The organism is Cytobacillus sp. FSL R7-0680, from assembly GCF_038009245.1.
Taxonomy (GTDB): domain Bacteria; phylum Bacillota; class Bacilli; order Bacillales; family Cytobacillaceae; genus Cytobacillus; species Cytobacillus kochii.
Genome location: NZ_JBBPAO010000001.1, coordinates 511,152 through 536,840, shown reverse-complemented (window position 1 = coordinate 536,840; position 25,689 = coordinate 511,152). Strand labels below are relative to the sequence as shown.

At 35.5% G+C, this 25,689-nt stretch carries 30 protein-coding genes and 1 tRNA gene; 11 read left to right on the top strand and 20 right to left on the bottom strand.

Going from position 1 to position 25,689, the window contains the following annotated elements:
* Positions 1-75 precede the first annotated feature (75 nt).
* From MKY26_RS02700 to MKY26_RS02690, 3 genes are read right to left on the bottom strand one after another with little or no spacing between them, the layout of a single operon-like run.
* A complete protein-coding gene (locus tag MKY26_RS02700) occupies positions 76-795 on the bottom strand; it encodes an exonuclease domain-containing protein (RefSeq protein ID WP_341091995.1) in 720 nt (239 codons plus the stop codon).
* The gene (locus tag MKY26_RS02695; protein WP_341091992.1) at positions 795-1,775 is read right to left on the bottom strand and encodes a DUF294 nucleotidyltransferase-like domain-containing protein; all 981 of its coding nucleotides are present in this window, start codon (positions 1,773-1,775) and stop codon (positions 795-797) included. Before MKY26_RS02695 ends, MKY26_RS02700 begins: the two co-directional genes overlap by 1 nt.
* Positions 1,776-1,828: 53 nt before the next feature.
* Complete coding sequence (locus tag MKY26_RS02690; protein WP_322909183.1) at positions 1,829-3,106, bottom strand: ammonium transporter; 1,278 nt, start codon at positions 3,104-3,106, stop codon at positions 1,829-1,831.
* A gap of 251 nt (positions 3,107-3,357) precedes the next feature.
* Here MKY26_RS02690 and MKY26_RS02685 point away from each other — a divergent pair, with 251 nt between their 5' ends.
* Positions 3,358-3,546 carry an alpha/beta-type small acid-soluble spore protein gene (locus MKY26_RS02685; RefSeq protein WP_095369762.1) on the top strand — a complete coding sequence of 63 codons (189 nt, stop codon included), beginning with the start codon at positions 3,358-3,360 and terminating at the stop codon, positions 3,544-3,546.
* A 386-nt stretch (positions 3,547-3,932) separates the two neighbouring features.
* On the opposite strand, the gene MKY26_RS02680 is transcribed toward MKY26_RS02685, so the two are convergent.
* Positions 3,933-4,505, bottom strand: coding sequence for a hypothetical protein (locus MKY26_RS02680; RefSeq protein ID WP_341091990.1), 573 nt, complete (start codon positions 4,503-4,505; stop codon positions 3,933-3,935).
* Positions 4,506-4,650: 145 nt separating this feature from the next.
* Here MKY26_RS02680 and MKY26_RS02675 point away from each other — a divergent pair, with 145 nt between their 5' ends.
* Positions 4,651-4,803 carry a hypothetical protein gene (locus tag MKY26_RS02675; RefSeq protein ID WP_157733742.1) on the top strand — a complete coding sequence of 51 codons (153 nt, stop codon included), beginning with the start codon at positions 4,651-4,653 and terminating at the stop codon, positions 4,801-4,803.
* A 322-nt stretch (positions 4,804-5,125) separates the two neighbouring features.
* Here MKY26_RS02675 and MKY26_RS02670 read toward each other — a convergent pair whose 3' ends face one another.
* Positions 5,126-5,317: a hypothetical protein gene (locus MKY26_RS02670; protein WP_095369764.1), complete on the bottom strand. Its 192-nt coding sequence runs from the start codon at positions 5,315-5,317 to the stop codon at positions 5,126-5,128.
* A 187-nt stretch (positions 5,318-5,504) separates the two neighbouring features.
* Here MKY26_RS02670 and MKY26_RS02665 point away from each other — a divergent pair, with 187 nt between their 5' ends.
* Both MKY26_RS02665 and MKY26_RS02660 read left to right on the top strand, forming a co-directional pair.
* A complete protein-coding gene (locus MKY26_RS02665; RefSeq protein WP_095369765.1) occupies positions 5,505-5,828 on the top strand; it encodes a DUF378 domain-containing protein in 324 nt (107 codons plus the stop codon).
* A gap of 742 nt (positions 5,829-6,570) precedes the next feature.
* A complete protein-coding gene (locus MKY26_RS02660) occupies positions 6,571-7,083 on the top strand; it encodes a DUF3231 family protein (protein ID WP_095373485.1) in 513 nt (170 codons plus the stop codon).
* Positions 7,084-7,645: 562 nt separating this feature from the next.
* On the opposite strand, the gene MKY26_RS02655 is transcribed toward MKY26_RS02660, so the two are convergent.
* The gene (locus MKY26_RS02655; protein ID WP_322909182.1) at positions 7,646-8,215 is read right to left on the bottom strand and encodes an Ltp family lipoprotein; all 570 of its coding nucleotides are present in this window, start codon (positions 8,213-8,215) and stop codon (positions 7,646-7,648) included.
* A 706-nt stretch (positions 8,216-8,921) separates the two neighbouring features.
* A tRNA-Val gene (locus tag MKY26_RS02650) sits at positions 8,922-8,994 on the bottom strand.
* A gap of 265 nt (positions 8,995-9,259) precedes the next feature.
* Here MKY26_RS02650 and MKY26_RS02645 point away from each other — a divergent pair.
* The 4 genes from MKY26_RS02645 to MKY26_RS02630 all read left to right on the top strand — a co-directional run bounded on the left by MKY26_RS02645 (position 9,260) and on the right by MKY26_RS02630 (position 11,903).
* Positions 9,260-9,982, top strand: coding sequence for an alpha/beta hydrolase (locus MKY26_RS02645; protein ID WP_095369767.1), 723 nt, complete (start codon positions 9,260-9,262; stop codon positions 9,980-9,982).
* A 142-nt stretch (positions 9,983-10,124) separates the two neighbouring features.
* Positions 10,125-10,634, top strand: coding sequence for a YjcG family protein (locus tag MKY26_RS02640; RefSeq protein WP_095369768.1), 510 nt, complete (start codon positions 10,125-10,127; stop codon positions 10,632-10,634).
* Positions 10,635-10,642: 8 nt separating this feature from the next.
* Positions 10,643-11,065: a GNAT family N-acetyltransferase gene (locus tag MKY26_RS02635; protein WP_095373486.1), complete on the top strand. Its 423-nt coding sequence runs from the start codon at positions 10,643-10,645 to the stop codon at positions 11,063-11,065.
* A gap of 160 nt (positions 11,066-11,225) precedes the next feature.
* Complete coding sequence (locus MKY26_RS02630; protein WP_095369769.1) at positions 11,226-11,903, top strand: DUF421 domain-containing protein; 678 nt, start codon at positions 11,226-11,228, stop codon at positions 11,901-11,903.
* Between the two features lie 4 nt (positions 11,904-11,907).
* On the opposite strand, the gene MKY26_RS02625 is transcribed toward MKY26_RS02630, so the two are convergent.
* Positions 11,908-12,150, bottom strand: coding sequence for a hypothetical protein (locus MKY26_RS02625; RefSeq protein WP_341050480.1), 243 nt, complete (start codon positions 12,148-12,150; stop codon positions 11,908-11,910).
* Positions 12,151-12,277: 127 nt separating this feature from the next.
* On the opposite strand from MKY26_RS02625, the gene MKY26_RS02620 reads away from it, so the two are divergent.
* Positions 12,278-14,572, top strand: a complete 2,295-nt coding sequence (locus MKY26_RS02620) for an ATP-dependent helicase (RefSeq protein WP_445293117.1) — start codon at positions 12,278-12,280, stop codon at positions 14,570-14,572.
* Between the two features lie 62 nt (positions 14,573-14,634).
* Here MKY26_RS02620 and MKY26_RS02615 read toward each other — a convergent pair whose 3' ends face one another.
* From MKY26_RS02615 to MKY26_RS02585, 7 genes are all read right to left on the bottom strand, one after another.
* Positions 14,635-14,889, bottom strand: coding sequence for a stage VI sporulation protein F (locus MKY26_RS02615; RefSeq protein ID WP_095369772.1), 255 nt, complete (start codon positions 14,887-14,889; stop codon positions 14,635-14,637).
* Between the two features lie 143 nt (positions 14,890-15,032).
* Entirely contained in the window at positions 15,033-15,185 is a 153-nt protein-coding gene (locus MKY26_RS02610) for a YjcZ family sporulation protein (RefSeq protein ID WP_095369773.1), read from the bottom strand.
* 103 nt (positions 15,186-15,288) lie between these two features.
* On the bottom strand, positions 15,289-15,645 hold the full coding sequence (spoVAE, locus tag MKY26_RS02605; protein WP_095369774.1) for a stage V sporulation protein AE: 357 nt from the start codon (positions 15,643-15,645) through the stop codon (positions 15,289-15,291).
* 18 nt (positions 15,646-15,663) lie between these two features.
* Positions 15,664-16,674: a stage V sporulation protein AD gene (spoVAD, locus tag MKY26_RS02600; RefSeq protein ID WP_341091986.1), complete on the bottom strand. Its 1,011-nt coding sequence runs from the start codon at positions 16,672-16,674 to the stop codon at positions 15,664-15,666.
* On the bottom strand, positions 16,674-17,147 hold the full coding sequence (spoVAC, locus tag MKY26_RS02595) for a stage V sporulation protein AC (RefSeq protein WP_095369776.1): 474 nt from the start codon (positions 17,145-17,147) through the stop codon (positions 16,674-16,676). Before spoVAC ends, spoVAD begins: the two co-directional genes overlap by 1 nt.
* Positions 17,148-17,161: 14 nt before the next feature.
* Entirely contained in the window at positions 17,162-17,629 is a 468-nt protein-coding gene (locus MKY26_RS02590) for a YhcN/YlaJ family sporulation lipoprotein (protein ID WP_322909178.1), read from the bottom strand.
* A 325-nt stretch (positions 17,630-17,954) separates the two neighbouring features.
* Positions 17,955-18,299 carry a DUF1360 domain-containing protein gene (locus MKY26_RS02585; protein ID WP_341091985.1) on the bottom strand — a complete coding sequence of 115 codons (345 nt, stop codon included), beginning with the start codon at positions 18,297-18,299 and terminating at the stop codon, positions 17,955-17,957.
* 131 nt (positions 18,300-18,430) lie between these two features.
* Between MKY26_RS02585 and MKY26_RS02580 the strand changes: the two genes are divergently transcribed.
* Positions 18,431-18,967, top strand: coding sequence for a CotY/CotZ family spore coat protein (locus MKY26_RS02580; protein WP_095369778.1), 537 nt, complete (start codon positions 18,431-18,433; stop codon positions 18,965-18,967).
* Between the two features lie 50 nt (positions 18,968-19,017).
* On the opposite strand, the gene MKY26_RS02575 is transcribed toward MKY26_RS02580, so the two are convergent.
* From MKY26_RS02575 to MKY26_RS02560, 4 genes are all read right to left on the bottom strand, one after another.
* Entirely contained in the window at positions 19,018-19,491 is a 474-nt protein-coding gene (locus tag MKY26_RS02575) for a CotO family spore coat protein (RefSeq protein WP_095369779.1), read from the bottom strand.
* A 380-nt stretch (positions 19,492-19,871) separates the two neighbouring features.
* Positions 19,872-20,480: a hypothetical protein gene (locus MKY26_RS02570; protein WP_341091984.1), complete on the bottom strand. Its 609-nt coding sequence runs from the start codon at positions 20,478-20,480 to the stop codon at positions 19,872-19,874.
* A 374-nt stretch (positions 20,481-20,854) separates the two neighbouring features.
* Complete coding sequence (gene fabI, locus MKY26_RS02565) at positions 20,855-21,628, bottom strand: enoyl-ACP reductase FabI (RefSeq protein WP_095369781.1); 774 nt, start codon at positions 21,626-21,628, stop codon at positions 20,855-20,857.
* 154 nt (positions 21,629-21,782) lie between these two features.
* On the bottom strand, positions 21,783-23,630 hold the full coding sequence (locus MKY26_RS02560) for a monovalent cation:proton antiporter family protein (protein WP_341091983.1): 1,848 nt from the start codon (positions 23,628-23,630) through the stop codon (positions 21,783-21,785).
* A gap of 134 nt (positions 23,631-23,764) precedes the next feature.
* Here MKY26_RS02560 and prpE point away from each other — a divergent pair, with 134 nt between their 5' ends.
* Entirely contained in the window at positions 23,765-24,499 is a 735-nt protein-coding gene (gene prpE, locus MKY26_RS02555) for a bis(5'-nucleosyl)-tetraphosphatase PrpE (protein WP_095369783.1), read from the top strand.
* Here prpE and MKY26_RS02550 read toward each other — a convergent pair.
* Complete coding sequence (locus MKY26_RS02550; protein WP_095369784.1) at positions 24,496-25,383, bottom strand: RluA family pseudouridine synthase; 888 nt, start codon at positions 25,381-25,383, stop codon at positions 24,496-24,498. The two genes, prpE and MKY26_RS02550, sit on opposite strands and share 4 nt — an antisense overlap.
* Between the last annotated feature and the right edge of the window lie 306 nt (positions 25,384-25,689).

Sequence of the window (25,689 nt, the reverse complement as noted above, 5' to 3'; positions counted from 1 at the left end):
ACATGACAAATGTCACTACTTGAAATTCTTTTCATAAAAAAAACCACAGTTCAATCATCTGTGGCATTACTTCAATTAAGGTAATTTAGCTAACTTTTCATAAACATCTTGCATTGTAAAGCAGCCCTTTTCTTTGACTTTTTCAACATAACATACCCAAAGTTTAGCTGTTAACATGGCATCACCTAAAGCATGATGGCGATGTTTGACTTCAATCTGATTTTTTTCACATAATGTCTCTAGCCTAACAGAGTGTTCCACTGTATCAATGATACGATATAAAAAGGAGGTATCAAATACGCGATGTTTAAATGATGTTCGATAAAGCTGCCAAAACGCATGCTGAAAGAAGCGCTTTTCATGGTTTGAATGATGAGCAATGAAAGGTAAGCTCTCCGTATATTTCAAAAATTCCATTAACACATCTGCTAATGGTGGCGCATTTTTTAACTCCTCTTCCTTCAATCCCGTTAAATGCTTTATTGATAAAGCTAAATCTTTTTCATATTGTATTAAAGAGTAAAAGTAATTGTCATGATCAATTCTTCCATTTAGGATTTTGACAGCTCCAATTGATAGTATCTGATCACCATTATCTGGACTAAACCCCGTTGTTTCTATATCGACAACTACAGCACTCATTTGATTTAATGACGTTTGTATCAATCGATCTTGATTTAAATCTTTTTGAAGCTGTCTCATGAAAGCCATTGATTTAGAGTCTTGCGTCTGGAGCCCACCGAACCTAGTTTGATTTAACTTTCGGACAAATTGAAAAAAGGGTTCAAAAGCCATTATTTCACTTCCTGCTCAATTACATCTTCTACATATTGATGAAGTCTTCTGCCATTTTTCAAAATCACCTTTATCTTACTTTTTACTTCCCTATTCATGTTTCTCACATTTAAATAATGGCCATCTTCATAGGTTGACATAGGGGTAAGTAGTGAATGGCGTAATTTTAGTAACTGTTGGAAATCATGATGATACGGTAATAATGCGTGTTTATATGGCTTTTTACACATTAATTTTTCTAACCGTGACAATGTCGAGCTTTCAACTATTCCCTCCTTTATAGAAAGTAATCGAATGCCATTAACGAAAGGTAAGAATGCTGCGTACTTTATATTGATTTCCCCTTTATGTGATCCATGATTTTCCGTTAATATTTGCCCCAACGGCCCAATAGAGGTTTTTATATGCTGTATATTATCCAATAATCTCTTTAAGTTATAAGGATTTTTTTGAACTGCCTCATGCACACTTCTCTTTAAATGATTAATATATTCGCTTTCTCCCACTAACACTCTTGCATCAAAGAATATTTGCAGATGCCTCATTGTTGCCCAAGATTTTTCATCTACCCATGACTGTAGTTGCTCAAACCACTCAGGTTGTGACTTACACCAAAGGGGATTACTACTCATAATATTACCGTCACAGTATGGGTAACCAACAATATCGAGCCCCTCGGCTAATTCTTTGCCTAACTGATGAAAATATCTTTGCAAGGTGGCGTCTTTTTCTTCATAGATGATCCCATGATCTTGATCACTTATATAACCTTGTTCTTCTCTTCCACCGCTACCTGTTATAAACCAAGCAAACTCGCTCGGTGGTTTTTCCCCTAATCTTTTTACAGCATAATGAAACGTAGCTCTCATTACTTCATCATGAAAATTGTTTAATTGCACTTGATTAAACTTTTTCTTAGTTAATTCATAATCCCGCCAATCTCTAATCGCTTCATATGTCTCAAAATCATCCGTCGGCAAAAACAACACTTCCTTACAGAGGGTAAAAGCCTCCCACTATAGGAGGCTTCACCTTATGATGTTAATTTCGTTTGTTTCTCACTTGACATAAACTCTTCTGGATAACCATAGCTACCATGTTCACTCATGTCTAAGCCCATCACTTCTTCTTCTTCACTAACACGGAGACCATTCATCATTTTCTTCATTACGAAGAGAATGACAAATGAAGCAACAAAGGCAAAAAGTCCTGATGTTACAACTCCTAACGCTTGAACGCCTAATTGGCCAAATCCGCCACCATAGAATAATCCTGCTTGACCAGTTACCTGCTCTGCTAATTCTGGTGTTGCAAAGAATCCTGTAGATAAAGTACCCCATACTCCAGCTGCACCATGAACAGATAATGCGAAGATTGGATCATCAATTTTCATTTTATCAAAGAACTTTACACTAAAGAATACTAAAAGTCCGGCAACTAAACCTATAACAACAGCAGCCCAAGGTTCAACGAAAGCACACGATGCCGTAATGGCAACTAAACCTGCAAGTGCACCATTTAATGTTGTAACAATATCAGATTTACCAAGAACGATCCAAGAGATTGCTAATGCTGCAACCGCACCCATCGCTGCAGCTAAATTTGTGTTTAGTGCAACAAATCCGAAAAATGCACCATCAACTGATGTTGTACTACCTGCATTAAATCCAAACCATCCTACCCAAAGAATAAGCACAGCTAATGAAGTATAGACTTGGTTATGCCCTGCAATATTGTTACTAGAACCATCTTTATTGAACTTCCCGATACGAGGCTTTAATAAAATAGTTGCAGCTAAGGCAGCCATTGCACCTGTTAAATGGACAACTGTTGAGCCTGCGAAATCTTGCTTCTCATGTCCCGCTAACCAGCCTCCACCCCATATCCAATGTGCAACAACCGGATAAATAACAGCAGAGAATAAAATAGTAAAAACAACATAGACTGGGAACTTTGCTCTTTCAGCAAAACCACCTAAGGCGATACAAACAGCAATAGCAGCAAAGGCACTTTGGAATACAAAGAAAACCGTATCAGATAAACCTGAATCTCCACTTTCAGCTCCTGAATAGAAGAAGTCCGTCATGCCAACAAAGAAATTCGCGTTTCCTCCAAATATAAATCCATAACCTACAGCCCAGAAAACAAGGAAAGTTAATCCCACTGTAAAAATAGTTTTCCCGGTAATATGACCTGCATTTTTCATTCGTGTAGATCCTGCTTCAAGTAATATAAATCCACCAATCATAAAAATAACTAAAATTGCAGCAATCATTGTCCACACACTGTTCAGATAAAATATTTCATCCATAACTTTTCTCCCCCATTTCCCGCGTCATATAACTTAACTAATAGATGTTAGATTATATGACATCTATTAAGTTATTCTTATTTTATCGCAAAATTCTCATAAGTCAATGCTCAATTTTATATTTTTTAGAAAATTTACTCATCTTTTTACCTGTTAGTTTTTACCCATATGAATGATAGCCCTTACATTAGGAAACCTTATAAAAGAGCAATGTTTCACTTGCTCAAAATGACGAAGGAGTGATTTGTTCAATGAGCAGAAATAAATTAGTCGTTCCCGAATCAGGTCAAGTATTAAATCAAATGAAAGAAGAAATCGCTCAAGAATTTGGTGTACAACTTGGCGCAGAAACCACTGCACGTGCTAACGGATCAGTCGGAGGGGAAATGACTAAACGACTGGTTGCTTTAGGTGAACAACAGCTCCGTAATCAAAAATAACCATTAAGTAAAAAGCAATGCCCTAGGGAGGCAAAGAAAAGGTCTCCCACGGATCTTAAAGCGAGGAAGTGAATCGATTTAACGTTCACTCCCTCGCTATTTTTAATTTGTTTGTATGTACTCACCATTACCATGCAAATGATAAATGAAAAAATTAATAATTATATACTTCTCGTTCGGCTTCTTTACGGCATTCCACTTCTCATGCACACTCCTTATTTGTTCAGCTTTTTTTATATTTCCTTGTTAAACGATATTAAGTGAGAGGTATATCAAAGCGAAAAAGATCTTTATCGTAAAAGCCATGACGATAAAGACCTTTCTATTGTCAATTACCTAGAGGGGAGCCATAATTAGCACTCCAACTGCATTAGAACATCTCTTTTTCAATTATTGGCAAACGCATTTTCTTTTAACCTAAGAAAAAATATAGTGAACCAATATGAAGTAAAACATATCCCTAGGTCAATCAAAAATATATAGAACTGATTCATACTTCCATAAAAGCTTACGAAGCCTACCTTCTCTTCAATCGTTGCAAAACCAAATGCAATAATAGCACTCACAATAATTGTATATAAATAAAAGTTTCTTTGTCTATTTGTACAATATTGATAAACAAATAAAAAAACAACCGGAAGTAAAGAGGTCGTCATATTTGTTGCACTAGGTAATGAAGGAATGAGAAAATAATTATGAATAAACAAACCTTTCCGCAATAACATTGTATCGATAAAGGTCCATAACATATTCACTGTATATCCGTAGAAAAACACCTCAAATATCCGCTTTCGATCAATAAAACAATAGACGAACACTAAAGGAGCAATAAAGAGAAAGAGTACCATCCAAAATTGCCAATGTGTATAGTCAGAATATGACTTCCAATAATCAGATAGCAATTGTTGAAATTGTTTACTATCTATATGTAATGCTGTTAGATATTCCTCCTTACTCATAACTTTACCTCCTTCACAATTAACCTCTTTCTCAATATGTTTCAAGAGATAGTTTTTTATTCACCTTTCATCGCTTTATCGACATACATAATTTACAAATAAAAGCTAAAAATACCTAATAATAACGGAAGGAGTGGCAAATAAGATGATGAAAATAATCAATGCAAAGTTAAAAACCTTGCTCGGTTTCTTTATTGGCAGTCTGGCGGTATCTATTATTTTTAATATTATTCAAATCAGCTTAATTTCTGAGGTCAAAGGAAAGTTAAGTACGGTTATGGATGAGCAATCAAATTAAAAGTACAATAGGTGAGTCCTCATAAAGCTAGAAGACTCACCAAAAAGCTATTCATGATTATTCCTTTAACTTCTTTTTATAATCGAGTGCTCTCTACTGTCGATATTAACCTCGAACTATTTGCCAAAGTTGTCTTTATTCCTTTAATAAATACAGTAATTCTAAGTAAAATGCACTTCTGTATTTGTTTTGTCTCTCCCAATACTTATAATTAAGTTCAACTATGCTATTTAACTTTCTGACACACCCCAAGGATTTGTAAATATTTTTACTAATACTAATGAAAAAAGAGGCTGCCCTTGTGGGACACCCTCTAATTATTTTAATGGAAACCTTGATCGTCTTGATTTCGTATTTGTTGTAAATAATTCTCCGTATAAATACGTTGTGAATCTGGGACATTTTTTTCATTCTCTTCAGGATCAAATTTTGTTAAACCTTTCTTCTTCGCTACCCAGTCAATCACGAGTCCAAATCCTAGAAGGGAAAGAATCAAGATAAGAAACCACCACATTCTTTTATCACCTCTTTATTAGGAAATCCTAAAAAAAAGAACAATTGCTATCATTATTTTTTTGATTATTCTAATAATACCATAATTAGGAAAAAATATCAAATAGACACAAATGTCTTCGTGTATAAAAAAATCCTGTTATCAAAAAATATAGATGTAATAAAAATTAGAATAAGGAGATCATACAATGAAAACATTACAACGCATCGCTTTAGCGCTTGTTATTATTGGCGCGATTAACTGGGGACTTATTGGATTATTCCAATTTGATTTAGTTGCAACGATTTTCGGAGGCCAAGATGCCATCCTCTCTCGCATTGTCTATACATTAGTCGGAATTAGCGGCCTCATTTGCCTATCTCTTCTCTTTGCACCAATGACAGAAGAAGAAGACAGAGACGTCGATAATCGCGTTATTGATGGAAGACAAGTGAGTTACTCTACAGAATTCGCTGAGGAAAATGATTTATCTGATATAAAAGAAGAAGATAGAGAAAATCGAGATCAATAAATAAAAAAGTCCGGACATATATGTTCGGGCTGTATTTATGGCGTTAACTTCTATCCTACTGGTACTACAAAAAGTAGTATCCTTAAACAAACTGTGAATAAAAACTCTCTCCCCTAATCTATTTACCAAGAAGCCTTGTTTAGCGAGGCTTCCTTTATTATGTTTTTAAGTTTCTCCAATAGACCTACCTACATTCATAATTCGTCTTTATGTTTTTGGCTTAGTTCGTACCTCCATCTTCCAAAAAATCAGAATAACTTTTCTCAACACAACATGGCACCTACTACTTAATCTGAATTTCACCACACTTAAAATCCTGAACCGAGGAATTCTGCAAAGAAGGTGAGCTAGGCAAAATAGGGAATCTTTAACTTCAAATTTACCTTATCATAATTTATTTACCAACTTTTTCTTAATATAACGAAATTATCACACTAATACATATTTTGTAATGTATTTCGATTGTTTGGAATTCCTTCACAATTTAAGCTTTTATTGACACCTATTTTGAAAAGAGAATATTTTTTATGGAACATTTTTTATCATTTATATCGTGAGCTTTGTTACTTATATTCTTATATCCAATTAAGCAGAGCTTAAAGAAACGCCTCGTTTTAAAACGGGCCTTTATTAACTATTTTCACTCATGAATAATTTATATATTGCATACACAAACTATCTATCGTGGCCAATCCTTACATAAGGAGAAAACATGAAACTTAATAAGATAGGGAGTGTAATTATGGGAATTTTAAGCGGAAATCCAAAAGATGAACCACTACATTATGGTGAAGTTTATGGACTATTCACTAACCTTTTTACAAACAATGGAACGATATCTGGTTATGAGACACTTATGAACCATGCTGGCGATGATGACTTAAAAAAGCTAATAGAAGAAGCTATTAAAGGGTTACGTGCTGAGAACCAACAATTAGAAGAGCTTTTAAAAAGTAATGGCATCGGGTTACCACCTGCACCACCTGCCCGCCCTAATGCAGATTTAAATGATATTCCTGTTGGTGCAAGATCCACTGACCCAGAGATCAGTGCTGCAATCTCTGCTGATACTGCAGCTGGATTAGTTGCATGTAGTCAAGCAATTGGTCAATCAATCAGAGAAGATGTCGCAATGATGTATGGTCAGTTCCATATGAATAAAGCTCAGTTTGGTGCCAAAATGTTAAAGTTAAATAAGGAAAAAGGTTGGTTAATCCCGCCTCCTTTGCACATGAGTAAAGGAACAGAATCATAATTTATAGGCGCCTCGAAATGAGGTGCTTTTTTACTAATTTACACCCCACTCACTTTTCGCATTTTCTTCGCAGTAAGACTTGTTTACACTCGCTATTTAACGTGGCTGATTTACCTCATTTCACTTCCTTTAAGAGTCTATAGGGGTCTTTTCTCATATCCCAGGATTAACATGACATTTTCATATGAAAATTTGCAAGAAAATGATTTTATCAAGTAATATTTTAAATACTTGTTACGGGAATTCCTGAAAATAGAACTGTAAAATGCAGTTATCCCCCCCTTCAGAACTTGGTTACGAGTTATTCAAGAGTTCTGAACTAATGAAAACATAGCAGTGAATGATATGGGAAAACCACTTGAATTTATTATAGAAAATATTGGTGAAATGGAAGCTGACATTAAAGGAATAATGAAAAGTATGTAAGCTTCACCGCACCAGTTTCAATTACCTGTTCAACCAATTGATCTAACCAAGTAGTTTCAAAATATATTACAACATATGACAACAACGAAAGGTGAATATTCAGATAAAAAAAGAGAAGCTTTCGCTTCCCTGGTTCTTATAATCCTATTTGATCAACTGCATAAGTTGCATGTTCCTGGCTAAACCCTTCATAAACTAACTGGTCAATCAACCCACTTCTAGAGAATGAAGTAAAGTCAAGATAGTTCTTACCTGCCTGAACAGCCTGTTCTTTCCAGTCAACTTCAATGTGATCTACCGCATATGTTGCTTCTTCATTACTGTAACCTTCATATTCTAACTGTTCAATTAAACCAGTTCTAGAAAAGGCTGTATAGTCTAGGTAATTCACAGCAGTTTGAATTGCGTTCTGTTGTGAAAGAGATAGTTCAGGTTCTTTTTCTTCCTTCACTTCTTCTTTAGGTTCTTCCTTTGGTTCTTCTTTTTCTTCAGTAGTTTCTTCAGCCATTTCTTCTGCATCTTCTTCTTTTACTTTTTCAGTTTCTTTATCTGTCTCTTCAGTTGCTACCTCTTCAGTGCTTGCAGGTTCAGCCTTTTCAGTAGGTTGTGTAGTTTCATCATCCCCACCTGAAAAGATAGCACCAATAATACCTAGTACAAAAATTGCAATAAATCCCATGCAACCAATCTTAAAAAACTTCTTCATATTCAGTTTTCTCCCTTAAATACTAAAATTGTAAACTTACTAGTATAATAGTACCGCAACATTTTCAGTATTTCAATAGTCTACTTAAGTAATACAAAGTTGGTAAATGGTGGATTCAGTTGAAAAATTTATTGCGTATAATTTCAACTCGCAGACCTCTAGGACATTGTACCCTACCCCACAATCTAAAAAGCTTTATCCTTATGTTTTAGCCTTCTATAATAGTTCAACATTTGTTTAATTTGACTATCAGTAAAGGCATCAATCTTTATATCTTCTGTGCCTTTCTTTATTTTTTAGCAGGATTATCAGTAATGACTTCACATTCAATCATATAATATTAAGAAAGCACGGACACGTTGTAATTTGGAGTTTATAGTAGTTGCATTGTTATCTTGTTTTAGAAAAGGATAAACTGTTTGACTGTGTTTACTGTTATATCTTCAACATTTAAAACATTGCGATCTAAACAAAAGTCCTCAAATTGTTTAATCATAATACGGTAACTTTCTAGATTTTTAGGAGTTACATTTTAAAAAAAGCCTATCATCAAGAAAATCCTGAACAGCAAACTTTAAAAGCATAAAAAAAGACCACCTCACAAAATATGCGAAGTGGTCTTTCAGGATTGTAGCATTTCCAGCTACGACCATAGTACATTATACAGTTTACTAACAGCGTTAAACTCTTGATACAACTCAATTAATGATTCCGACTGGGTTCGAACCAGCGACCTCTACCCTGTCAAGGTAGCGCTCTCCCAGCTGAGCTACGGAATCGTTTATGTATATATTTAAGACATTTATAAATATACTATTTTAGCGTATATCTGTCAATTGATTTCACTGGTATTTGCTTAATTTCATGAAGTTTTATAATTATAGAGCTCTTTACATATAATAGAAGTGGAAAATAAACATACATACTTAATTGAGTGAATCTTTCTTCATTAAGGAAATGAAGACTTACTATATGAAGTTTCATACACTGTGTGATAATATAACCCCATATAGGATTATTATTTTAACAAAGGAGTTCTACTTTATGAATACAGCAAAAGGGACAATCACGGACTTTACTTTTAAAAGTGAGGTACTAGGGGAAGATTTAGAAATACTTGTATACTTACCGGGCAATTATTCACCGCTATATAAATATAATATTTTAATTGCTCAAGATGGCAAAGATTATTTTCAATTAGGACGAATCGGCAGAACAGCGGATGAGTTGCTTGATGCAAAAGAAATGGAAAATACAATTATCATTGGTATTCCTTATAAAAATGTACAAGACCGCCGTCGTAAATATCATCCAGATGGTGAACAAAATGCTGCTTATATCAGATTCTTGGCTCACGAGCTTGTACCTTACCTTGACGAAAAATATCCAACGTACCAAATGGGAATGGGACGAGCATTGATCGGCGACTCCTTAGGGGCGACTGTATCTCTTTTAACTGCTCTACAATACCCTAATACTTTTGGGACAGTCATTTTACAATCGCCATTAGCGAATGAAAAAGTAATGGAAGAAGTCAAATCCTTTAAAGATACACATCTGTTAAATATATATCATGTGATTGGTACGGGTGAGACAACAGTCAAAACAACTGACGGTAAGGAAGAAGATTTCCTTACACCCAATCGGGAACTTTCACAATTAATAAAGGATAAAGGCTTCCCTTATTTTTATGATGAATTTGATGGCGATCATACATGGACATATTGGCAACCAGATTTAAAACGTGCTCTCAAGCAAATGCTTTAATGAAACAGCAGTTTGGCTACTTCTTAGTCAAACTGTCTTTTTCTTCTATATACATTCGTTAGTATATGATGATTTTTGAAAATTTGTTATAATAGTAAAATAAGACAAGTTCTTTAAAATATTTTATTTTGGAGGTAGAACTATGAAATATGGAATCGTTATTTTTCCGTCAAAAAAAATTCAAGACTTGGCGAACTCTTATCGGAAAAGATATGACCCTCACTACGCATTGATTCCTCCACATGTAACATTAAAATCATTTGAAGCTACAGAAGAAGAAGTAAAACAAACAACTGATGCTTTGAATGCAATTGCAAAAGTTCAACAACCTTTTCACATGAACGTTAAAAAGGTGAGTTCATTTCAACCTGTTAATAACGTTATTTACTTAAAGATTAACCCAACAGATGAACTCGAACGACTACATGAAAAAATCAATGAACAAACAGTTGGAGAAAAATCAGAATATGCTTTTGTCCCTCATATTACAATTGGACAAAAACTTTCCGATGATGAACATTCTGATGTTTATGGTTCACTGAAAATGCTTGATGTAGAACACGAAGAAACGGTTGATCGATTCCACTTATTATATCAATTAGAAAACGGATCTTGGAGTGTACATGAAACATTCCGCCTCGGAAAGGGTTAATGAACAACATGAACGTTAAAATAGTAGAAAACGAACAAGAGCTACAGGAAGCTTATCAAGTAAGAAAAGAAGTATTTGTAGAGGAACAAAAAGTTCCATTAGAAGAAGAAATCGATCAATTTGAAGACGAAGCTACACACTTTGTACTTTATAAAGATAATGAACCTAGTGGTGCTGGGCGTTTCAGAATTGTAGATGGCTATGGTAAAGTAGAACGCATTTGTGTAAAAGAAAATGCAAGAAAAACAGGAGCCGGCAAAGAAATAATGCATGCGATCGAATCTTTTGCTATAGAAAAAGGTGTACCTGCTTTAAAACTTCACGCACAAACACATGCGATTCCCTTTTATGAACGAATAGGGTACGAAGTCATCTCTGAAGAATTTCTTGATGCAGGAATACCTCACCGAACAATGAAGAAACAAATTTAAATGCAAAAAAAGAGGTGCATTCCGCATCTCTTTTTTGTCTTCATTAACAATGTAGAAGCTAGAATTTAATAAAAATCCGATCGTCTTTTTAATCATAAAAAATGGGGAAGAGCACACAATAACAAGGTCACAGTAAATTTGTTTAAGAGGTGTGTTTCCCATGCATGAATATATACATATTACTTTCGTTCTCGTTGTTGGATTTATTGCCCTTTTCATTATGACCAAGATTCTTGGAAAGTCGCAAATATCCCAAATCACTCCTTTTGACTTTATTTCTGCCATCGTATTAGGAGAACTAGTAGGAAATGCACTTTATGATGAGAATACAGGGATAAGTCAAATGCTTTTCTCTGTTCTTCTTTGGACCATTTTGATTCTTACTACAGAAAAAATCACACAGAAGTTCAGAAGAACAAGAAAATTATTAGAAGGCGGTCCTTCCATTGTGATTCGTAAAGGAAAAATTGAATATGGGCAATTGAAAAAGAATCATTTGGACCTCAACCAGCTGCAAGAATTACTGAGGGCAAAAGATATTTTCTCTTTAAGACAATGCGAATATGCATTCTTAGAGACAAATGGTACAATTACCGCCTTGAAAAAGCCTGAATATACAACGCCAACCATTGAGGACTTGCAATTAAAATATCCGAAGATTAAGGTGCCAATTAATATCATTTTAGATGGTGAGATTGTTCATGAAAACCTAAACATTCTCGGTTGGGATGTCAAATTTCTAGATGAAAAATTAAAAAAGAAAGGTTATGAGAATGTGAAGGAAATTCTATATGCTGACTGGGAAAAAGAAGACGGGTTACATATCCAGACCTATTGAAATATTATGCGTAATAATCAACGTGTTTTCCTTTTATTCCCTGTTTACCATTTGTTTCTCTATCTTTTAGCGAAGAGGATAAATGGTTTTTTCTATTGTCCTTATATAAATGATTGGTTTCTGTTTGACCACGGGATGGATCTACCCTTTCAATATTTCTATAAGTCATTGAGCGATTTCGATTCATAAACATTCGCTCTACATATTGTTGGTATGCCGTTTGAACGGTTGAGATTGGATAAATCATTACACTGCCCCCTTTACTTTACTGCTAACCCTTTTCAATTGATAACAAACATATTTATTCTTTTTTAGCGCTAAAATCTTTGTTATGATTAATTTTATGCAGTAAATTTTTTAAGTTATGAGGCTAAATGATGAAAAGTGCACGATTAATGCAAGAACTAATTCAATTACATACACTGAAACGATCAGACTATCCATTTATACATGAAGAAGGAAAACGAGGGAACCTTTATTGTACCCATTGTGGTGAAAACGTTTTATTTTATTTAGGTATTCAGGATGAACCAAAATTTTATCATAACAATGAAAAAGAGTGCGCTTATGTGGACGAAGTCATTCCGAAAGCAACAGAGAAAACGAAAGAAAAAGAAGTCAATGGCTTTCGTTTACCTCAAGGTCGATCAATTCTCGAAGAAGTGGAAAAGCCTTTTAAAACCCCTGTACGTATTAAAAATATTCCACCATTTGCAGAAAATACAGCTTCTCAAGCTAGTCCTACAGAGGGGTATCTTCGTTCACTTGAAGAGCACGGGATTTCTTTTGATCATGATCAAAAAAGAGCTGTTACGTATTGTCATGGTCCGTTACTTGTTCTCGCAGGAGCAGGAAGTGGAAAAACACGCGTTTTAACAGGGAAAACGGCTTATTTATTCAATGAATATCAAGTTGATCCCCGTTCTGTTCTACTCGTTACATTTACAGCTAAGGCAGCTAACGAAATGAAACAACGGATAAAAACTTATCCATACGTTACAGCAAAGCATATTAATCAAATGGTTTGCGGAACTTTCCATAGCATTTTCTATCGTATTCTTTCTTTTCATGATCATAATAATCAAAAATGGGACCACCGTTACCTTTTAAAGAACTGGCAGAAGGAACAAATGATCAAACAATCAGCAAGGGCCCTACATATTGATGAGAAGGATTTCCCTTTTGATATGGCCTTACAGTTAATTAGCTTTTGGAAAAACTCGCTGCAATCCCCTACGGATGTAAGGGCGAATGATTCATGGGAGGAAAAGGTACTACAAATGTATCAAGCCTATGAAGAAGAGAAACAGCGATTGAATACCTTTGATTTTGATGATATGCTCAGTAGCTGTTATGAGCTATTTAAAAAAAATCCGCAAATTTTAGCACAGTATCAAAAGCGATTTAAATACATCTTAATTGATGAATTCCAAGATGTAAATAAAGTTCAATTTGAATTACTTAGAATGCTAGTACCTGAAAGTGAGCATATTTGTGCAGTAGGTGATGATGATCAATCTATATATGCTTTTAGAGGTAGTGATCCATCGTATTTAACCGAGTTTGAACAGATGTTTGATGACAGTTTTCAAATTACATTACAACAAAATTATCGCTCTAGTCACGAAATCACTGCATTTGCGAGTCAAGTTATCAAAAAAAACAAAAGAAGAAAAGCAAAAAACATGGTCGCACAATTTAAAAACGAAGCATACCCTACACTCTTCTACCCTTACGATGAAGAAGAAGAAGCTTTAATGATTTTGACAGATATTCAAGAGAGAATAAGACAAGGGCACCAACCTAATGATTTTGCCATCCTTTATCGAACGCATTCAACAAGTCGTGCACTATTTGAACGATTTACCAGGTCTAATATTCCATTTAAAATAGAACAAGATGCCGAATCATTTTATGATCGCTTTATTATCCGGACACTGCTTAGTTTTTTAAGACTTGCGATTAATGAGGAAGATGCGCAGGCTCTTAAGGATATCTTACCGGCTCTTTTTTTAACACAATCACACTTGCAAGATATGAAAGCGAATAGTATCTTACATGATTGCAGCTTACTTGAATGTTTATCTATGGTACAGAGCAAATATGCGTTTCAACAAAGCAAAGCAAAGAAAACGGTAACTACGATTAAAGCAATTAAACAACTATCACCTTTATTAGCACTTGAAAAAATCGAAAAAGAGCTACAAATACAAGATTTCATTAAGAAGCGTGGTAATGAAGGAAACAAAATGGATAAAGGTTCAGAGGATTTAAAAGAACTAAAATTAATAGCTAAGAAGTTTACTACTTTACTTGAGTTCATTGAGTATGCGGATCATATGCGTGCAAAAATCAAAGAAATGAAGCAAATAAGTAAAACGATTGAGAACGCTGTAACCTTTAGTACTATTCATAAAGCCAAAGGGTTAGAGTATCCCTTTGTCTATATTTTAAGTGTAGTCGATGGCAGCCTTCCCCACGATTATGCCCTTGAAGAATATCGTACAGGAACAGAGCAGAGTTTAGAAGAAGAACGAAGACTATTATATGTAGCAATGACTAGAGCCAAGGAACAGTTACATTTATCACTTTTGCAACATAGAAAAGGAAAAAAAGCCTATCCATCACGCTTTCTTCCCCATATCAAAAATAAAATATATAGTAAATAAAAAAACCTGCGTGTACACGCAGGCAATCAATCGTTCGATAAAAAATTCTTGTTAGACTCTCATTATTTTTTATTAATCATTTTGTTTATTGTATTAAAGTCTAAAGACTTACCTTCTTTTACAATAGAATCGACAATTTTGTCTTCCATTTCTTGAGATACTGGTTTGTTGGCGATTTGCGACACCCTGCGAATGACGCCACGAACCGTGTCTTCATCTTTAAAATTCGCATTTTGTAACGAGCCCGCTAATTCAAATACATCCTTCATATTCACGCCTGTTTTTTTCTCGATATTCTTAAAAAAATGATTATCCATCCGCTACCTCACGCTCCTTCTTGAACTCCATTTATCTTATGTCGCCCAATTAAAAACGTGATAAAAATTTCTTTCAGAAAATTTATAACTATAAAAAAGAAGAGATGCTATTATTACACATCTCTCCAAAGAATAAAAGACAATTAGCAGAAACTAGCACCGACAATGACTAATAAAATGAAGAGGACAACGATTAAAACGAAAGTACCTCCAGCATAGCCACCGCCACCGCCGTAACCGTAGCCGCCGCCATAACCGCCACAACCACAATTGCCGCCATAGCCTCCAAAGCCCATATAAATTCACCTCACTAATGTATTTGTCCTTATACATTATGTATGGTTATGTGAGAATGTTTGGGCATGTACCCGCTTGGCCCTTAATTCATTGAAATCAGGCTTATCCTTTTGGTTTGAAAATAAGGGCGCCAATAAAAGCAAACAGGATGGCGGATGAAATACCTGAGCTCGTAACTTCAAACATCCCTGTTAGTACGCCAATTAATCCATGTTGCTCTGCTTCTTGTAAAGCTCCGTGCACAAGTGAGTTACCGAAACTCGTTATGGGTACAGATGCACCAGCACCAGCAAAATCCAATAATGGCTCGTAAAGTCCTACCCCATCCAATATCGCTCCTAACACGACAAGCGCACTTAAAGTATGACCTGGTGTCAGTTTAAATACATCAAAACAAATTTGACCAATCACACAAAATAAGCCTCCAACAACAAAAGCCCAAAAAAACATTGGTAGCATATATTCATCCTCCTAACTTTATGGCATTTCAATCGCCACTGCATGTGCAATACATGGAATTGATTCATTTTGTTGTACTGTAAGTGGCGATAATAAGGCTCCTGTAGCGACCATTAAGATCTTTTTTAGCTCTCCTCTTTTCATTCTATTTAAGAGGTGACCATATAAAACGGATGCAGAACAACCTGCACCGCTTCCACCTGATTGCACGGGCTGATCTTCTTTATAAATGAGTATGCCACAATCTTGGAACTGTTCATCTGGAATAATAAGCCCCTTATTCTTTAATAATTCCAATGCAGTTACACGACCAATTTTTCCTAAGTCTCCAGTAACAATTAAGTCATAATAAGAGGGTTCTATTTGCATGTCTTGAAAATGATTATAAATGGTATCTGCTGCTGCAGGAGCCATTGCCCCACCCATATTAAATGGATCAGTCACCCCCATGTCAACCACCTTACCGATTGTTGCAGCTGTCGTAACCGGATCATTTCCTCCATTATTTTGAACGAGAAGTGCTGCACCAGCACCTGTTACTGTCCATTGTGCAGTTGGTGGCTTTTGCCCTCCATACTCTGTAGGGTAGCGAAATTGTTTTTCAACAGCAGCATTATGACTTGCTGCTCCTGTTATAACTGCATTTGCCCCACCATAATTAATCATAAATGAACCAAGCGCTAATCCTTCCATTGATGTGGAACATGCACCAAACAAACCGAAGTAAGGTATTTCTAATGATCTTGCGCTGAGACTTGTCGGGGTGATCTGATTAATTAAGTCACCACCTAGGAAGAATTGCACCTCTTTTTTTTCCATTTCTGCTTTTCTTAATGCCGTTCGACTAGCACCTTCCATTAGCACACGATGTGCTTTTTCATATGAATCTTCTCCCATCCATAAATCTTCATGGAGAAGATCAAAGTCATCAGCTAAATGACCATTTGCCTCAAACGGCCCTCCAGTCACACCGGTAGCAATAATAGCTGGGCGTTGACTAAAAACCCATGATTGCTTCCCCTTTAGCATTAAATTACCCCCATATATATTAGAATAGTTTTGATTAATGCAACCACAAAAGCCGAGAATACTCCAAATAATAGAACCGAACCTGCTAGCTTAAACATATTAGAACCGACACCGAGGACAAACCCTTCCGTGCGATGTTCAATTGCCGCTGAAATAACCGCATTTCCAAAACCAGTTACTGGCACTGCACTACCTGCTCCTGCGAATTGTCCAAGTCTGTCATAAACACCAAATCCAGTTAAAAGCATCGCAATAAATATCATAGTAGCTACAGTAGGATTACTTGCTGTTTGCTCTGTGAAATTAAAGAAATAGATATAAAAATATGAAATCGCTTGTCCTACTATGCAGAATAATCCTCCAACCCAAAATGCCCGAAGACAATTTTTCAAGACTGGGCGCTTCGTTTCATATTTTTTTTCTAATTGATCATATTGCTCTTGGTCAGGCGTTTTTTTTGGTTTAGCACACATCCTTATTCACCTTCCTATGTTAATTCTTTTTTCAACTTAACTATTTTCTCGAACTTTTTTTCGGCTTCTTTTGCACTAAAATTGGGATTCTTCATTTGTTCATGTAATTCGACTACTTCAAGAAAAATCTTAAAATCACTTGAAACAATAAATTTAACATCAGGATATTTGTCTTCTAATTTCCCTGTAACATTTTTCTCAATTTTTTTCATGTGAAATCTTTGTAAATGTCTTACTTTGTAAACAACTAAAACGGTATCATCATTCTTTACAATTGCTGCATCATATAATTCTTTCTGTTTTTCGATATCTTTTTCTATACTTTGCAGCATATCTTCATCAGTTGACCGTGATTCACTATGTATTAATGACGGAGTAGGGTTTGTTGCTTTAACAAGTGATAACGGTGCTTCATTAGAATCATGTTTACTACATCCAGCAATTAAAAATAAACTTATAAATAGTAGCAAGTATTTTGGCATTCTTGTCCCTTCCTTACCTTTTTCATTATTTTTTTATTTTCTCTAAAAGTTAATTTCTTATCCAAAAAAAACAAAAGACGAACCATTTATTAATGGCTCGTCTTTTTATATTAATTGCTTTTCTTCTTTTTCTTTCCACAACCACAACCGGAGGATTTTTTACTTCCCCCTGATTCTGCAATTCTCTTTTTAAAAGCTTCTTTATTTGTATATATTTTTTTGTTCAACTTCAAATGCCCTCCTTCATCATATATGCCTTTTACCTTTAACATATTCAAGTGAGGAAGAGCTCGTATAATCCAATAGCCCAATTTTTATTGAATAATCATTTTTGAATGATCCCTTCAATAATTGCCGCCAATGCACTAATTGACAAAATCACCACTAACAACACACCTATTGTAGGGAAATATGCATACATTAAATATATAATCACCGCACTCCATATCCCAGTGCACCAATAACAACTAAGAAGCTTACCAAAAAATCCAGTTATACCTTTATTTTTTGGAATGATATATGTTTCTATTTTCCCATGTTCATCCTCTTCATCAACTTCTAACATAAATGGTCTTCTTATAAATTCAGTGATTTGATCATAAACAATTAGTCTTGTTAGACGGAAAGAAGCAAATGAGAGTAAAAGAAATTCAAAAAAGGTAAGATCCATTCATATCTCCACCCTTCCATTAAAAAATATGCCTATTTTTTCAAAAAATAAGGCGTTTGTCCGTAACCCATAGCCTGTTTCATCAATATGTTATTAATGTAGATCAAAGAATGAATAAGGAGGAAAAGAATATGGGTTGTAACAAAAAGGATAATAAATACGGCAGCTGTGTAGCTGAAGTCGTACGTGCGATAAGAGATATCCAAGATCAAATTCGTGAAGATGAAGATTGTAATTGTGGCTCTAATTGTTTTTTAGAACCAATCGGTGCGATCTCTCCAAAGAGAGGTAAAAAGAAGAGAGTGAGACGCCCTAACACGCGCGTATTTACGTTAAGCACAGCTGATGGTTCACCATTCCACGCATTTTTAACAAATGTTGATGATTGCTCTTGTACGTCAATTTTCTTTAGAGTAGAAGAGATATTCGATAATTCATGTGCTACGCTAAGAGTTTTAGAACCAGTTACTGAAACAAGTCCTGGTTGCTATGAAACAGCTGATATTACAGAAGGTTGCTGCATTGATTTATCTAAAATTTGTAAAGTAGATGGTTTCCGTTCTAGTGAAAACTGTATCACTGTAGATTTGGATTGCTTCTGTGCAGTTCAATGTATTCAAGATATTTATTTACCAGTAGATAATTGTGTTGAATATTTCGAAGACTAATTGTATATAAGCCAGTCGTTTACTCGACTGGCTTTTTATATACAGTCTACTCACCTAAAACCGACCATTTTTATCGATTTTATACTATGAATATGAATGGTTTGCATACTGCCGCTTAATGTTTTAATCATTAACTCATTGCCTTGTTTTAACTCAATAAATCCCCTAATATGCTTATCATCACTTATAAATAAGCAAGGTACAGGAGGTAATTGCTTAGGAAAATGAAGGAGATAATCAATCCTTTCCTGGACATTCATATCCTTAAAACTTTTCACACGGTTAAACCCTTGCTCACTTTCTGACTGACTTTCCTCGTATTCCTCTAAAACTTGCTGTACATGTTCTTCTTTTTTCTCCACCTCACCTTGTTCATCTATTGAAGAATTTGTGATAACCTCTTTTTCTTCTTCCTCAACTTCATTTTTACTGGAATAAGTTGACTGCATTGATGTCGAAGGAGAAGGAAGATTAGATTGTTGTACATATAATAAAGGCTTCTTTTTTTTATTTTGTGTATCCATGTCTTTCACCTGTCCCTCTTCAATAAATTCGAAGCGCCAACATATTATATGTGAAATAAAAATGGGCGTTCATTTTAACTAACGGAAAGGAAATAATTCGCCAGAAGACTTCAATCTACGAAATGTTTTCATATAGAGTCCTATTACAATAAATTTATATTCATATCCCTGATTGTCTTATATCACCTTATTTAAAGTTTCTTTATCGATCAAAAAAATAATGAAAAAAGATCTTACGAGACAGCAGACTCCTCTTTAATTATCAGTACATGTTACTAACGTTTTTTCAGGTTTTCCAAAAGATCAGTAGATAATGGTGAAGAAGTGTGTCATAAGTTAGATTAAGAATAATAGAAATAAGAAACTAAGCGTGAAGCCTTTCATAATGTAAATGGCATGATGAGAGCTGAGTTTTGCACGACACTCAAATGCAAAATCTCACTTGAGTGCCTCGCTGATGAGATTGGCATAGCTTTCAAATACGAAATCTCACTCGAGTGCCTCGCTAATAGGATTTGCACCGCACTCAGATGCGAAACCTCTCTTGAGTGCCTCGCTAATGGGATTGGCACGGCACTCAGATGCGAAACCTCTCTTGAGTGCCTCGCTAATGGGATTGGCACAGCACTCACATGCGCAATCTCTCTTGAGTGCCCAGCTAATGGGATTGGCACAGCACTCACATGCGAAACCTCACACGAGTGACTCGCTAATGGGGTTGGCACGGCACTCACATGCGAAAACTCTCTTGAGTGCATCGCTATTGGGATTTCCACGGCACTCACATGCGAAATCTCACTCGAGTGCCTCGCTAATAAGATTTCCACGGCACTCACATGCGCATTCTCTCTTGAGTGCCTCACTAATGGGATTTGCACGGCGCTCAAATATGAAACCTCTCTTGAGTGCCTCGCTAATGAGATTTCCACGGCACTCACATGCGAAACCTCACTCGAGTGCCCCACTAATGGGATCTGCACAGCACTCACATGCGAAACCTCTCTTGAGTGCCCCGCTAATGCGATTTGCACGGCACTCAAATGCGCAAAATCTCACTTGAGTGCCCCGCAAATAGGATTGGCATGGCACTGAAATACAAAATCAAAGATGTAAGCTGAGCTAAGAGCGTTTGCAAAATATGTGCAAACCGAAGATACACACACATTACCATGATTCTTTTTTTATGTATATTATTAGCTGGAGCTGGACATTTCGCGTCTCGTTTCCACTCCAACACACCGTGCTATGGAAATAGAAAATGCGCACACAACTTGTCTTATAGTTAACGAGTTGTGTGCGCATGAAATAAATTGTGCAATTTTAAATGAATGCTAGCCATTCATTTATTAACAATTGTACTGAATTAGCGAATGTGATAACCAGAATCGACGTGAATATTTTCTCCCGTAATACCTCTTGACATGTCGCTAAACAAGAACACAGCTGTATCTCCTACTTCTTCAGGCGTTGTTGTTCTTTGTAATGGCGCATTCTCTTCGATTTCTTTTAAGATTGAATTGAATTCACCAATACCTTTAGCTGACAAAGTACGAATAGGACCAGCAGAGATAGAATTTACGCGAATATTCTCTTTTCCTAAGTCAACTGCTAAATATTTAACACTTGCATCAAGTGAAGCTTTTGCTACACCCATGACATTATAGTTTTTAATTGCTCTTTCACCACCAAGGTAAGTCATGGTAACAATGCTACCGCCTTCAGCCATTAATGGTCTTGCTGCTTTAGCAACAGCTGTTAAAGAATACGAACTAATATTATGCGCTAACAAGAAGCCATCCCTAGATGTATTCATATACTCTCCTTGAAGCTCTTCTTTATTGGCAAATGCGATACAGTGTGCAATACCATTAATTTCTCCAACTGCTTCTTTTATTTGTCTAAAACAACTCTCTACATCTTCATCATTCGTCACATCACAAGGTAATACAAGTGAGTTCTCCGCACCATCAAGGGTACTTACTAAATCTCGGACACTTTTCTCTAATCTTTCACCAGCATATGTAAAAATGAGGTTTGCACCTGCTGTATGTAGTGACCTTGCTATTCCCCAGGCAATACTACGTTTATTCGCTACGCCCATTACAACGTAAGTTTTCCCTTTTAATGAGATCGTCATTTTATAATCCCCCTATAATTTATACATGTTATTAGTACCTAGTACTAATATTACATGAAAAACATTCAACTTTCAATAGGAATGTGACGCATGAGGTTATACAAAAAAAATACGAATAGACTCTGTCATAGAATCTATTCGTACCTAGAAATAATTAGTGAAGCTCTAATTCCCACTTCAATTCTTCCACATATTCCCGAGAACCGGTGACGATTAAGCGATCGTTTAATAAAAGCTCTGTATCACCGTGGGGAATAATTGTTTCTTGCCCCCTTAAGATACGAACAAATATAACATCACCGGCAAAAGGAAATCGTCTGATTGTCATTCCATCAAATTTAGAATTTCGTAATTTCACGTCATATAAGGTCGTTTCTTGATTTTCAAATATCTCCACTACACTCGGAGAAGCGATCAACGCTCGTAATAAAGTTTTCGTTGACAACATACTTGAAAATGATTCAATTCCAGCACCTTTTGCCTTTTCTTCAAGAATGGGGTTTTCTAAACGACAAATGACACGATTAATTCCTGATTCATTCAGTGCTTCTGCCAGTTCAAGGTTAATATCCTCATCTCCAGTTGTAATCACAACAACATCAGCTTGCAATATTTCTGTTTCTTTTATTGCTTCCATTGAAAAAGCAGGAAGTTCATTCAACTCGAAGGCTGGTGTAATAAATGGTTCCTCTTTTTGCTGAGCTGTATGATAAACACTCGTTTCATACATATCTGAAGCTAATTCATTGGATAACGGCATTGTAATCTGGTTCGCACCAATGAAGGATACTTTAATCTTCTTCTCTTTGACCGTTTCTTTTGGAAATAATTTCTTAAAGACAATAGGTGTAAAGATGCTACTGATAACAGCTACCAATATTAGCATCCCCCCCATTTCTTCAGAGATCATACCCATTCTTTGACCAATGGTCGCAGCTGCAATGACTAATGAAAGCGTCGAAGTTAAAATAAATCCTGACGCGACAACAGTTTTCATATCATACCATTTCTTCATATAAAAAACCGGGATTAATTTAGATATGAGCAATGCCAATAATAATAATGGAATAAACACTAATAACATTGGCTCAGCGAAAAGTGACCAAATATCTAAATCAACACCTACCATTACAAAGAAAATTGGTATTAAAAAGCCGTATCCAAACGAATCTAATTTATGAACAAGTTCTTGGTTTGGTGCCAATAATGAGACAAGTACACCTGCTAAAAATGCTCCTAAGATATTCTCTGCTCCAACAGATTCTGAAACAGCTACTAAGAAAATAATGAGTGCAAAAACAGCCCTCGTGCCAATTTGAATTGTTCCAGTTGATAGCGACTGTATGAAGTTATTATTTTTATATCTTCTTCCTACAAAGTATAAGATCACGCCAACAACAAATAGTAGTAATAATAACCATGTATTCCCTTCTCCGCCATCATTTACTGAAACAAATACGGCGAGTAGAATCATCGTTGCTAAATCGGCAATGACCGCTACAAGCAAGATGATTTGCCCGATATTAGTATTCATGATGTTTCCTTCTTTTAAGGTAGGAACAACAACGCCAAGTGAGATCGTTGATATAATTAACGTCATTAGAAACACATTATCGATAAAGCCTACTAAAACAAATACATATGATAAAACTAATGACACGATAAAAATACCGGCGAAAATGATGCTCGCAGTGAGAAATGCATTTGGTTCAGGTTTGCCATTTTCCAATCGGTGCTTTTTCTTTTTCGATGAAAATGCGGAAAAATCTATTTCAAGCCCACTTAGAAACATTAAGAAGATAAAACCTAATGTCGATAAAGTTTCAAGCCACATATCCTCTTGTACTATATTAAATCCACTTTTCCCAATAATTAATCCTGCTAGAATTTCTGCTACTACAACTGGGATAAAGTTGATTTTTAGACGATGTAGTATAATCGGTACTAAGAAAGCTATCACGATAACAATTACAAGTGAGGCGACTGAATTTCCATGTTCCATTCTATATCACTCCTTTTTAATAAAATTAGTCGAAATAAAATCTAAACATATGAAAAATAAAAATGCAAACGATAAGAATTCTATAACTTTCATATCTAAACGATTCAAACTACTTTAAAAGTGAGGGACTGTAAATGAAACTAGATATAATTGGGGATATTCATGGTTGTTATAAAGAGTTTAAGGATCTAACCGTTCAGCTAGGCTATGACTGGCATTCAGGCATTCCTTTAAAACACGATAGGCAGCTCGCATTTATCGGTGATTTAACTGATCGTGGTCCACAATCATTAAAAGTCATTCAAACCGTATATCAATTAATAAAAAAGAATCGAGCTTATTATGTTCCTGGCAATCACTGCAATAAATTATACCGCTATGCACTAGGAAATCCTGTAAAGACTACTCACGGTTTAGAAACGACAGTAGAAGAATTACAAAGCTTAAATAAACAAGAAAGAAAAGATATACTTCGTAAGTTTATCGAGTTATACGAACAATCTCCTCTTTATTATTTACTAGACGAAGGAAGACTATTATTAGTACATGCAGGAATGAAGGAAGAGTGGATTGGTAAAAAAGATAAAAAAGCAAAAACATTTGCTCTTTATGGTGATATTACAGGAGAGAACCATCCTGATGGATCTCCTATTAGAAGAGATTGGGCACAAAATTATGCTGGACAAACATTAATTGTTTACGGCCATACACCTGTGAGAGAAGTGCGCAAAATCAATCAAACATATAATATTGATACTGGCGCAGTTTTTGGCAATAAATTAACGGCTCTTAAATACCCTGAATTACAGACTGTATCTGTTTCCTCTTCGCTTCCCTTCCAGGAGGGTAAATTTGCTCGCTTTGATTAACTTAGTAATGCTTGCATATCTTCAGGATAAGGAATTGAAAAGTTAAGGACTTCCATCGATATAGGATGGGTAAAAGATAGGGAAAAACAATGCAAGGCTTGACGTTGCAGCAATTTGGTCGAACCCCCATATAAATTATCTCCTACTAAAGGAAAGCCGATATGAGATAGGTGCACTCGTATTTGATGGGTTCTGCCCGTTTTTAAAGACAATTCTAATTCAGTGAATTGTCTTTCTTTTTGCTGAGATAGTTGTTTAAAATACGTCACTGCATGTTTACCATTCGGGCTAACCATTCTTTCGATAATGCTATCAGGTTTTCTGCCAATTGGCTCCTCAATCCACCCTTCCTTTGTTGCCATTAACCCACAAACAAAAGCTTTATATTTTCTTTGAACACCATTATTTTGCTGCTGACGACTTAAAAGATGATGAACATGACGGTGCTTGGCAATTAATACTAAACCTGACGTCTCTCTGTCCAGTCTTGTAACAATATGAATAGTGGACTCTATTCCTTGGTTGATATAATAACCTAATAAGGCATTCGCTAAACTCCCACCTGGATGTTCTCGCGATGGAATAGTGCTCATACCTGCTGGCTTCACAACGATTAATACTGCATCGTCTTCGTAAAGAATGGAGAGAGGAATATTTTCAGGTTGCAAACCTTCACTTCTTTTCTCAAGTGGAAAGCCAACCTCTAATACATCGCCGTTATTAATCATATACCGCACATTTTGTTCTACTCCATTCACTTTTATAAAACCTCCAGCAAACTTTATATCTGTCAAAGCGGTTTTAGAAATATTTTGCTGTGATAGGAATGATTTGATATTAACTGGTGTATCAAGTGAATCAATTTGCCATTGTAAAGTAAACATTCTTTTATCTCCTTATAAACGAAGTAAATGCAAACAAAGACAGTTCTTTAAGAAGCATTGGGATACGAGTGAAATGAAGCTTATTTTTCCAGCCTACCTTAGGAATATTGCTGTGGACAGCAACTCAAAGCTTCTATATCATGCTCCTTTAGAAAATATCAGAGTTAAGTGTGCGAACAATTTTATTATATTGCCATTCTCTTTTGTCAAACGCTTGGATGCTTGGTCATAGTGACTTTTTCTATTTTTGCTTGTGGATTACTGAACTTATACATTTTGCATTTACAGGAAAGAAAAATCCGAACA